Genomic DNA, 9549 nt, shown 5'->3' with positions numbered 1-9549 from the left:
GCTTGCTGGCGGCCCCGTGGCTGTTCATTGGTGTGGCGTATCTGGTGTTGTGGCTGGTGCCGTACGGTGCGGGTCTGCCGGTCTGGGCGCCGGCAGCGATGTACCTCGGTGGATGGTGGCGACGCCATCACCTGTCGATCTGGGCCGGAGTAGCGGCGGTGGCAGCCAGCTGTGCGGCTGGCTTTTTCCTGGTGGACGCCCTGCGAGAGCGTCTGGTCCCGTCCATCGCCGACGTGCTGGCTCCCACCATCGCGGTGCTCGTCGCAGCCCTGGTCCTGGTGGTGTGGACGCAACGACCACGCGCGCAAACCGGCACAGGTGGAGTGAGTACGCCTTCGGGGGACGCTTCGGTGGGGTCGCGCGACTGAGCTAGGCGCCGCTGTGGGGTCCCTCGGGCAGAACCAGCAGGTCACCTTCGTGGGGCGGTTTCGTGACCGTGTGTCCGAGTTGCAGCAATAGGCCCGAGACGGCGGCCTGGACGATGGCCTTCATGCTGTCACCTGGGGCCAACTGGTTCGAGGCCAGTGCGGAGAACCCGTCCGATGCGGTCCAGGTGATCAAGACTCCGGAGGGGTCTTCCGTCACCCGCAGCCCCGGCCTGTTGTCGGCAGGTACCTCGCCGACCAGGTGAAAGCCCGCGTGCGCCAGGGCATGCCGCACCCGCGACACGAGTTCGGGAGCATTTGACACGGGGACCGTCTGCCCCATCTTTCAGCGATCACACCTGCGTCGTCACCTGGCGCTTCCCCGCCGGGGGACGTGCGGTACTCGCGGCTCCAGCGTGACCGGCGAAAATTTGTCGTCAGCGCGTAAAGATCGTGTAAGTTCATGGACGGTGTGCCGGGAAGTCTGGTCGGCGATCGCTTTGGCGATCCTTCTGCCGATCCAGGGAGCTTCCTGTGGTACTTGTCGCGGTGTTCGGTGTCGCCCTGCTGATAGCGGTACTGGTGTCCGGCCTTGCCGCCCGTTCCGTTCTCTCCACGTCCTTGCTGTTCCTGCTCGCCGGCGCCGCTGTCGGTGACGGTGCGCTGGGCTTGGTTCACATCACCCCGGACAGCCCCTTGGTGACCGCGACCGCGGACCTGGCGCTGTTCACGGTGCTGTTCACCGACGGCATGCACGTCTCCTTCCCCAGCCTGCGCAGCGCGTGGCGCACCCCCGCGCGTGCCTTGGGTATCGGGATGCCGTTGGCATTCGCGGGTGTGGCCGTGCTGACGCACTATCTGGTGGGGCTGGACTGGACGACGTCGTTGTTGGTGGGTGCGGTGCTGTCACCGACCGATCCGGTGTTCGCCTCGGCGATCGTGGGCCGCAAAGAGGTGCCGGCCCGGCTGCGGCAGTTGCTGAACGTCGAGTCGGGGCTCAATGACGGGCTGGCGCTTCCGGTGGTCCTGGTCCTGATCACCGCCGCCGGCCCGTTGCACGCCGAAGGCAACGGTTCGTTGGGCGTGGTGGGCCTGGAGCTGGCCGGCGGTCTCGCGCTGGGTGTGGTGGTGCCGTTGCTGGTCACGGCCGTGGTGCGGCTTCCGGGGCTGGGTGCGGAGCCGCGTCTGCAGCCGCTGGGGCCGCTCGCGGTCGGCATCGTGCTGTATGCGGCCTGTCACCTGACCGGCGCCAACCCCTACCTGGCGGCTTTCGCTGCCGGGGCGGTGCTGGCCTCGTGCGCTCCGCAGAGCGCCCACGCTTTTGAGCTGCTGGGCGAGGCGTTGGCGGAGTTGAGCAAGTTCGCCGCGCTGCTGGTCTTCGGGGCGCTGCTGACTCCGGCTTTGTTCGGGGGGCTGTCGGTGGGCGGGTATGTGGTGGTGGTTTTGGCGATCGTGCTGGTTCGCCCGGCCTCGCTGCTGATCTCCCTGCTGGGCACGGGTATCGATCGCCGGGAGCGGTGGGTGGCGGCCTGGTTCGGCCCCAAGGGCTTCGCTTCGGTGGTCTACGGGCTGCTGGTGCTGCAGGCGGGCATTCCCGAGGGCGAGCAGGCGTACACGCTGATCGCGGTGTGTATCGCGGTGTCCATCGCGGTGCACTCCAGCAGTGATGTCCCCATCGCCCGCGTCTTCCACGTCGACGACCTGATCGGCATCCCGGACGACGAGGACGACACCACGGCCGATGTCGTGGAGGGCCGCGACCCACAGCCACAGGTTCCGGGGACGGCCGCCGGCCCGGAATCCGGTGCACAGGACGACACCGATCTCAAGAGCAAGGAGCTCCGACGTGCGCGCACGTGATCTGGCCGAGCCGTACCCCAGCGTCGGGGTCGGCGACGACGCGCTGGCCGCTGCACGACTGCTGGCCGAAGAACGCCTGCCGGCGGTACTGGTGCTGGACAGCAACGGGATGCCCGGTGCGATCCTGCCCGCCTCGCAACTGGTCCGCCTGCTGGTGCCGAACTACGTGCTGGAAGACCCCGCCTTGGCGGCCGTGATCGATGAGGCCCACGCCGACCGGCTGTGCCAGGCGCTGGCCGGTCGCACGGTCGGCCAGGTGCTGCCCACGGGCGCCACATTCCCGCCGGTCGCTGACGCCGAGGACACGGCGGTGGAGGTCGCCGCTCTGATGGCGACCTCCCGCAGCCCGCTGGTGGCCGTCGTCGAGCGCGCCGCCAAGGGCCAGGGGCGGGACCATCTGCTGGGGGTCATCACCGCCTCCCGTCTCCTCGAGCGTCTGTTGGGTGCGGTATGAACAACTGGCACGCCTGGGCAGCCCTGGCGGTCTTCGCCGGCGCCTACGTTCTGATCATCACCGAATGGGTGCACCGGGTCGCAGCCGCGTTGGGCGGCGCCGCGCTGATGCTCGCGTTGCGCGCCACGGACGCGGACGCCGCGTTCTTCTCCACCGGTTCCGGTATCGACTGGAACGTCATCTTCCTGCTGCTGGGCATGATGATGATCGTCGGTGTGCTGCGCCGCACGGGACTGTTCGAGTTTCTGGCGATCTGGGCGGTCAAACGCGCCCGCGCCAAGCCCTTCCGGGTGATGGTGATGCTGGTGGTCATCACCGCGGTGGCGTCCGCGCTACTGGACAACGTCACCACGGTGCTGCTGGTCGCCCCGGTCACGCTGTTGGTGTGCGAACGCTTGAACCTTCCTGTCGCCCCGTTCCTGATCGCCGAGGTGCTGGCCTCCAACATCGGCGGCATCGCCACCCTGGTCGGTGATCCGCCCAACATCATCATCGCCAGCCGGGCGGGCCTGAACTTCAACGACTTCCTCGTCCACCTCGCCCCGCTGGCCGTGATCCTGACCGCCGTGCTGGTGGGCATGTGCCGGTTCATGTTCCGCACGGCATTCGTCTACGACGAACACCGCGCCGCCGAGGTGATGGCGCTCAGCGAACGCGAAGCGATCCGCGACCGCCGGCTGCTCGCCCAGGGCCTGATCGTGCTCGGCCTGGTGGTGGCCGCGTTCGTGCTGCACCCGGTGCTGCACTACGAGCCCAGCGTCGTGGCCCTGCTCGGCGCCGGACTGCTGGTCGCCATCAGCCCGGTCAAGACCAACGACGTCCTGGCGGACGTGGAATGGCCCACCCTGGCGTTCTTCGCCGGCCTGTTCATCATGGTCGGCGCCCTGATCGAAACGGGCGTCATCAGCGAAGTCTCCACCGCACTGGCCGATGCCACCGGCGGCAACCCGCTGGGCGCCACCATGCTGCTCCTCGGCGCGTCCGCGATCCTGTCCGGCATCGTCGACAACATCCCCTACGTCGCAACCATGGCCCCCATCACCGCCGACCTGGTCCACAGCGTCGGCGACCCCCACGGACCGGTCCTGTGGTGGGCTCTGGCCGCAGGCGCCGACCTGGGCGGCAACGCCACCGCCATCGGCGCCTCCGCCAACGTCGTCGTCCTGGGCATCGCCGAGCGCAACCGCACCCCCATCAGCTTTTGGACCTTCACCCGCTACGGCGCCCCCGTCGCCGCCGTCACCATCACCGTCTCCGCCCTCTACATATGGCTCCGCTACTTCGCCCTCGCCTGAACCCCTGCCCGCGACCTCAAGGGCAGCCACCGCGCTACTCCGGCCGGCACCCCGTCATCAGATCGCATCCACGACAGGCCCCCGATGAACCCCACCATCAACTGGACAGCCTTGGCCATCAGCAGTGCCGTCCTGCTGCCCCTGGGCATCCTGCTGCTCCTCGGCGTCCCGCTGCCGCGGCTGGCACCGCGTTTCACCCACCGCCGGATGCTGGGGGTGTGTGCGCTGCTGTACTACGGCGTCGTGGCCATCAACACCCTCCCGCGACTGGCCCATGTCAGCGACCGCGTCCTGATCTTCTGCACCGGCGCGGGCATAGCCATGGTCCTTGTGGCCCTGACCCTCACCGCCATCGCCAGCGCCGTACAACCCGGGTCCGCCCGTCCACGGCCCTGACCGGGCCCAGGTCAGCGCAATCCGACATAGCCAAGGGAGAGACCTCGATGCCGGAACGAGGATGGAAAGCATGGCGCGCAGCACGTGCCCTGCGCCGCAACGTGCACATCCACCGCAATGACCACGAGCGCGTCGTGGTGAGCCTGCACGGCGACATCAGCCACGACAACGCCCCACCGATCGGACAACTCCTGGCCCAACTCCTGCAGGCATCACCCGACGAGGCGCATCTGGACTTCGCGGAAATCTCGGCTCTGGGGACGGCGGCTGGCTCGCTGTTCTTCCCTCTCATGGCAGCCGCCCGCGAACACGGCACCACCCTCATCGTCCATCGCGCCAACCCACCTCTGCGCGCCAACCTCCGCGCACTCGGTCTGGACCGCGCGCTGTTCTACGACGACCAACCCGCCTGAACACCGCATCGGCACCATGACCACGCGCGGCGCGGCGCACACGTCAGCAGTGCTGGTGCGGAGCGAAGCGGCGTGAACCGCACACTGACCGACCTGGACGCGATCCAGATGAACGACAGCTCCAGCGTGACGCCAGCGGTGAACCACTTCCTGGCGAGGCCCAGACCATTCTCGCCCGCGACAACTCACTAGCTAGGCAAGTAGGTGCATGTTCAGCGATAGTGCACGCGTGAGTGATCGCTTCAGCTTGCTGACCTCGACTGTGGCGGTCCTGGTTAGCGTCATGCTGCTAACTGCTGCAATCCAGGCGACTCTCTCCGGAGGGTCCGCCTGGTGGATAGCTTGGGCCCTCATTTTGCAGATCACTACGATCTCGCAACTGACGCGTGCGAGTCTGCGGCGCCGTGGGACGCGCCGCCAGGACGGCTGATGTCATTCCAGGTCAGAGTGTGTTTGGTCATCGATGAAGGTGAGAGTGGCCGTCCGCTTCAGAGGTAGCCGGCTGTACCCACTGGTGCGGCGGCAACCGTGGAGCGCCGGCAGGTGTCCGGGCGACGACCAGCGGCCACAGCATGCGCCACCGCAACGACCTGCCACGATTTCCAGCAACTGCGACCGTGTCCGCCCGCGGCTAGCCATCCGCCTTCGTGCTGCTGCCGCCAACGCCGTTGGCCTGGCCGGACCTTGAGGCGACCGGGGGCAGTGGCGGCGGCGGGCCCGATTTGCTGGTCTCTCGACGGCGGTCCCGCCACTCGAGACCTTCGAACATCAGGAGTCCCAAGATGAACGTACCGACTCCCCCGATCACCAGACCTCGCGCGTGAACGCCGCTCTCCCATACGTTCAGGGCGTCGATCCATACGGCCATGAGCAGAGCCCTGCCAACATTGACCAGGCGCAACTCGCCACCCCCTCACATACTCCAGATCGCGTCCCGGCGGGTGAACCCCGCCAAGGTCTTCCCAACGCCGGGCCCTCACGCGCCAGAGGGCGAACAGGAGACCGCCAGGATGTCCTACTCCGAACTGTAGGCGCTCCCGGAACGCCGCCGACTGTGAGACGAGGCTTGCGCCTCGCTTCCGTGCGCCCTGGCCTTGGCCCGCCAGCGCGGAGGACGATGAGGACATGGGCGAGCACGAGCAGCATCACGGACATGTCCCCGAACCGGCGCGGGCGACACTGACCGTGGCCGGCACCCGCGAGATGACGGCCGGGCTGCGCGAGGCGATGGACGACGTCCGACGCTCCGTGGCGGTGCTCGCCACCCGGGTTCGCGCCGCGCACGCCGCCCGCATCTGGCTTCCCCACGGGCACAGCAGCTGGGAATCCTACTGCGGCGCGGAGTTCAGCATCAGCCGCGCCCAGGCGTACCGGCTGCTCGACGTCGCCACGCCCTGACCGCGATCCACGACGCCGTCACCGCTGGCTGTGTTCACGATTTCCGGCAGCGATTGTTCAGGGCTTCGGAAGGCACCCGGTTCGGGTCGAAGTCGATGTTCACGAGAATCGACAGCACCGTCTGTCTTTGGTGCAGCGGGCAGGCGAGGCGACGAGGTGGGGTCCCTTTAGGGTGGCCTGACGGGGGCCGGTTGTTCGATGCCGACCCGGCGAGGAGGGCGTCAGCGTGTCGGAATCGGAGCAGGGGCTGGCTGAGGTTCAGCGCGCGCACTGGCAGCAGATCTATGGCGAGCATCCCGGCATGTACGGCGAGGAGCCGTCCGAGCCGGCGGTCCGTGCCGCTGCGGTCTTCCGGGCCGCCGGTGCCCGCCAGGTACTGGAGCTGGGTGCCGGCCATGGCCGTGACGCGCTGTACTTCGCCCGCGAGGGTTTCTCCGTGATGGCCACCGACTTCAGTCCGGTGGGTCTGGATCAGCTGTGTGAGGCCGCCGCAGCCCAGGGCGTGGCCGGGCGGGCCACCACGGCGGTTCACGACGTCCGCCAGCCTCTGCCGCTCGCGGACGCCTCGGTGGATGCCGTGTTCGCGCACATGCTGCTCTGCATGGCGCTGTCCACCCAGGAGATCCACGCCCTGGTCGCCGAGGTGCGGCGGGTGCTGCGGCCGGGCGGAGCCTTCGTCTACACCGTCCGTCACACCGGGGATGCCCACTACCAGGCCGGTACCGGGCACGGAGACGACATTTGGGAGCACGGCGGCTTCGCCGTCCACTTCTTCCCCCGCGACCTGGTGGACGACCTCGCCAAGAGCTGGACTCTGGATGAGGTCGCCGCGTTCGAGGAAGGCGGCCTCCCCCGGAGGCTGTGGCGCGTCACCCAGACCGTCCCCCGGTGAGTACCGCCTGAACTCTCGGTGCTGTCCCATCTCGTGAACATTCCCGGCTCGCCAGAGCCCCTGAGCTCAGTCCGTCCTGGTGTCAAAACGCTGCCCGTTCTCGTGGACAAAGCCACACCGCCGACCCCAGAACGTCCCGCACGCGAGACAGCGAACCGGCCGCCGCGGCCGCGCTCGACTACGACCTGTCCCAACGCGCCCTGATCGCCATCTCCGGCAGTACCGGCGACGTCGCGGAGCTTGAAATCACCCGCCGCCTCGCTACGCTCGCCCGCACCGGCCTTCAGGTGCTCGATGAGCCCACCGTGCGCGCCGTGGTCCACCAGTCCGTCCGCAACATCCGCACCGCCCCCGCCGCCCGCCGGTCCGCCGGCGGATCCCGCACTCACCGAGCTGCGCCTCGTCGTCGACGACCTCGCCGCCACCACCCACCAGCTCGGGGAGCTGATGCTCGAAGTCGCCCCGGCGTACCTCTCCGACACCGTCGCGGCCGACGTCCTCACCCCGCTGTGCGAGCAGATCGGCGAGACCCTCGACAACGGCCTCGCCGCCCGCCGTTACGCGATGTCCGGTGACCGCCGCGCCCTGTACGGCACCGTCCTGTAGACCGCTCACCCCGGCGGTCCTGTGTGGCACACAGCCCGTTTCCCCAGGTTGGCGAGGCGCGCTGTGAGGGTGCGAGGTGTGAGGCGATGGCCTTCGGCACCGGGGTGCCGCTGCTCCTGGCTGTGCTGCTCGCGGTGGTGTGGAGCGGGCTGCTGCTCGATGGGTAGCGGGGGTGGTGGCGGTGGTTGGCGGGTTACTGCTCGTGGTCCTGGTGGTGGTTGTCGGGTTGCAGCACGGTGGTGTCGTGGGTGCAGCGCAGCATTTGCCTGGGTCAGGCGGCACACGGGTGCTGCACGGGTAGCAGGCCGGCCCCGGCCGTTGCAGCACGGCCAGCCCCTGCACGCTGCTCGGGCCGTGCTGCTTCTGGCCGGTGCCTGCTGCTCCGGGGCCAGGGGGCAGTACCTCGGACCCGTTTCGGCGGCTGCGGAACATAGCGGAGCTGTGATGTTACGCAGGAGATCCATGCGCAGCTGGCGCATACATTGCCCTCGGTCCGAGAGGCCGCTGATTGTTCTGCTCCTCCAGAACAAACCGGTTTACCTAGTGCTACCGGCTCAGGTGCGGGCGGGCACGAAGAAGGCGCCGCACGGAGAGTGCGGCGCCTTGGGGTCTTCGCGGGGCCAGGAGCCCGCTGGGCGGCCTACGAGGGCCGCGGTAGGGTGCTCAGCCGGTGGGGGCGAGGTTGGCCATCTGGGCGGCGAAGCGGGCCCGTCGCTGTTCGGTGAAGCGGCCGGGTTCGGCGGCCTTGATCTCCGGGACCTTCATGACGGGGGAGGAGACCGCGCCGCCGGTCAGCAGCGGGTGGAGCTGGTAGAGGCCATCCTCGAGGCTCCAGGCGAGTCCGCACTCGCGGAGTTCCTTGAAGCCGCGGTTCACGGTCGGCTTGCTCGCGCCTAGCTCGGTGCACATCTCGTTCTGGCTGATCGAAGCGGTGCCGGTATCCGGGTCGCTGAGGTACAGCAGCTGGTCCAGGACGCGGCGGCCGGCGGTGGAGACGTCGACCAGGGCCAGGAGGCGCAGGACGTCACGGGGGATCGTGACGGGGGCCTCCGTGGGAGGGCTGGGTACGTAAGAGCTGCTCACGGAGCCTCACCACTTCCGATCAGGTCGGGACGCTGTACCGAGGATATGCCGGGCGAGGTCATGCGCTCGCCTTGCGTACGGGACGCCGCTGCCGCAGGGTGACGACCTTCTCCTTGCGGCGGGCGGACTCGGCGGCCTTCTTCTCGGCCTCGCGCAGCTGACGCCACTCGGTGGGGTAGTCGGCGTGCGGGATGACGCAGGCCGGGCCCTTGGCCCCGTTCCAGAGCGCCTGCCACTTCTCCTGCTCGCCGGAGGTGCCGGCCACCGTCAGCCACGGGTTCAGCTGGAGGATGCCGCGCTTGGCGGTGCGCTGCCAGCCGATGTGCGTGAAGAACTGGCTGGCCTCGTTCACGGAGGCCGCCGACAGGTTGCACCGGGCCTGGAGGTCGCGCTGGTTGGTCTTCACGAAGCCGCGGGCGGCTTCCCGGAGCTGGTCGTCGGCGCGGTTCGCGTTCTGCAGCGCCACCTGCTTGCACCAGACCTGGAACCAGGAGCCGGGCATCTTGAGGCTGCCGAGTACGTCCATCAGCAGCCGGGCATCCAGCACGTAGCCGCTGCACCCCGCGCTCGCGGCGAACTCGCGGCCCTGGATCTTCTCCACGCCCAGGATCAAGCCGCCCTTGCCGTCCGACCGCGCAACCACGCGCTCGCCGGGGCGGACTGCGATGTGCCGCTTTGGTGTCAGTGGGGTGGTGTCAGTGACGGCACGTCAGATGCTGGTCTTTGTGCTGGTAGCGGTGGGTGTGGTGGTTTGGTTCGCTGACGCGGGGCGGTACATGCGGTGGGT

The 9549-nt window shown here is 68.7% G+C and carries 12 protein-coding genes; 9 read left to right on the top strand and 3 right to left on the bottom strand.

The annotated features are described in order from the left end of the window. A partial coding sequence (locus O3W51_RS46035) for a hypothetical protein (protein ID WP_269289932.1) occupies window positions 1-368 on the top strand: 368 nt, incomplete at its 5' end. 1 nt (window position 369) lies between these two features. Here O3W51_RS46035 and O3W51_RS46030 read toward each other — a convergent pair. Further along, window positions 370-690 carry a hypothetical protein gene (locus O3W51_RS46030; protein ID WP_138359125.1) on the bottom strand — a complete coding sequence of 107 codons (321 nt, stop codon included), beginning with the start codon at window positions 688-690 and terminating at the stop codon, window positions 370-372. Between the two features lie 209 nt (window positions 691-899). Here O3W51_RS46030 and O3W51_RS46025 point away from each other — a divergent pair, with 209 nt between their 5' ends. From O3W51_RS46025 to O3W51_RS45990, 8 genes are all read left to right on the top strand, one after another. Further along, window positions 900-2225, top strand: a complete 1326-nt coding sequence (locus O3W51_RS46025) for a cation:proton antiporter (protein ID WP_269289930.1) — start codon at window positions 900-902, stop codon at window positions 2223-2225. Then, on the top strand, window positions 2212-2679 hold the full coding sequence (locus O3W51_RS46020) for a CBS domain-containing protein (protein ID WP_138359121.1): 468 nt from the start codon (window positions 2212-2214) through the stop codon (window positions 2677-2679). The genes O3W51_RS46025 and O3W51_RS46020 overlap by 14 nt, the downstream gene beginning before the upstream one ends. After that, window positions 2676-3974 (top strand): ArsB/NhaD family transporter, encoded by a 1299-nt coding sequence (locus tag O3W51_RS46015; protein ID WP_269289928.1) that lies wholly within the window; start codon window positions 2676-2678, stop codon window positions 3972-3974. Before O3W51_RS46020 ends, O3W51_RS46015 begins: the two co-directional genes overlap by 4 nt. A gap of 84 nt (window positions 3975-4058) precedes the next feature. After that, the gene (locus O3W51_RS46010) at window positions 4059-4370 is read left to right on the top strand and encodes a hypothetical protein (protein WP_187144655.1); all 312 of its coding nucleotides are present in this window, start codon (window positions 4059-4061) and stop codon (window positions 4368-4370) included. A gap of 47 nt (window positions 4371-4417) precedes the next feature. Beyond that, window positions 4418-4783 carry an STAS domain-containing protein gene (locus O3W51_RS46005; RefSeq protein WP_187144654.1) on the top strand — a complete coding sequence of 122 codons (366 nt, stop codon included), beginning with the start codon at window positions 4418-4420 and terminating at the stop codon, window positions 4781-4783. Window positions 4784-5908: 1125 nt separating this feature from the next. Next, window positions 5909-6181, top strand: coding sequence for a hypothetical protein (locus O3W51_RS46000; protein WP_187145371.1), 273 nt, complete (start codon window positions 5909-5911; stop codon window positions 6179-6181). Window positions 6182-6407: 226 nt separating this feature from the next. Then, complete coding sequence (locus O3W51_RS45995; protein WP_138359115.1) at window positions 6408-7073, top strand: class I SAM-dependent methyltransferase; 666 nt, start codon at window positions 6408-6410, stop codon at window positions 7071-7073. A gap of 294 nt (window positions 7074-7367) precedes the next feature. Beyond that, window positions 7368-7679, top strand: coding sequence for a hypothetical protein (locus O3W51_RS45990; RefSeq protein WP_187144652.1), 312 nt, complete (start codon window positions 7368-7370; stop codon window positions 7677-7679). A gap of 663 nt (window positions 7680-8342) precedes the next feature. Here O3W51_RS45990 and O3W51_RS45985 read toward each other — a convergent pair. After that, window positions 8343-8762, bottom strand: a complete 420-nt coding sequence (locus O3W51_RS45985; protein WP_198359230.1) for a helix-turn-helix domain-containing protein — start codon at window positions 8760-8762, stop codon at window positions 8343-8345. A gap of 58 nt (window positions 8763-8820) precedes the next feature. Beyond that, entirely contained in the window at window positions 8821-9405 is a 585-nt protein-coding gene (locus O3W51_RS45980) for a hypothetical protein (RefSeq protein WP_244808910.1), read from the bottom strand. Window positions 9406-9549 lie beyond the last annotated feature (144 nt).

It is taken from the genome of Streptomyces sp. H39-C1 (assembly GCF_027158125.1).
Taxonomy (GTDB): domain Bacteria; phylum Actinomycetota; class Actinomycetes; order Streptomycetales; family Streptomycetaceae; genus Actinacidiphila; species Actinacidiphila fildesensis.
Note: the sequence above shows the minus strand (reverse complement) of the source record. Positions and strands in the feature narration are given on the sequence as shown.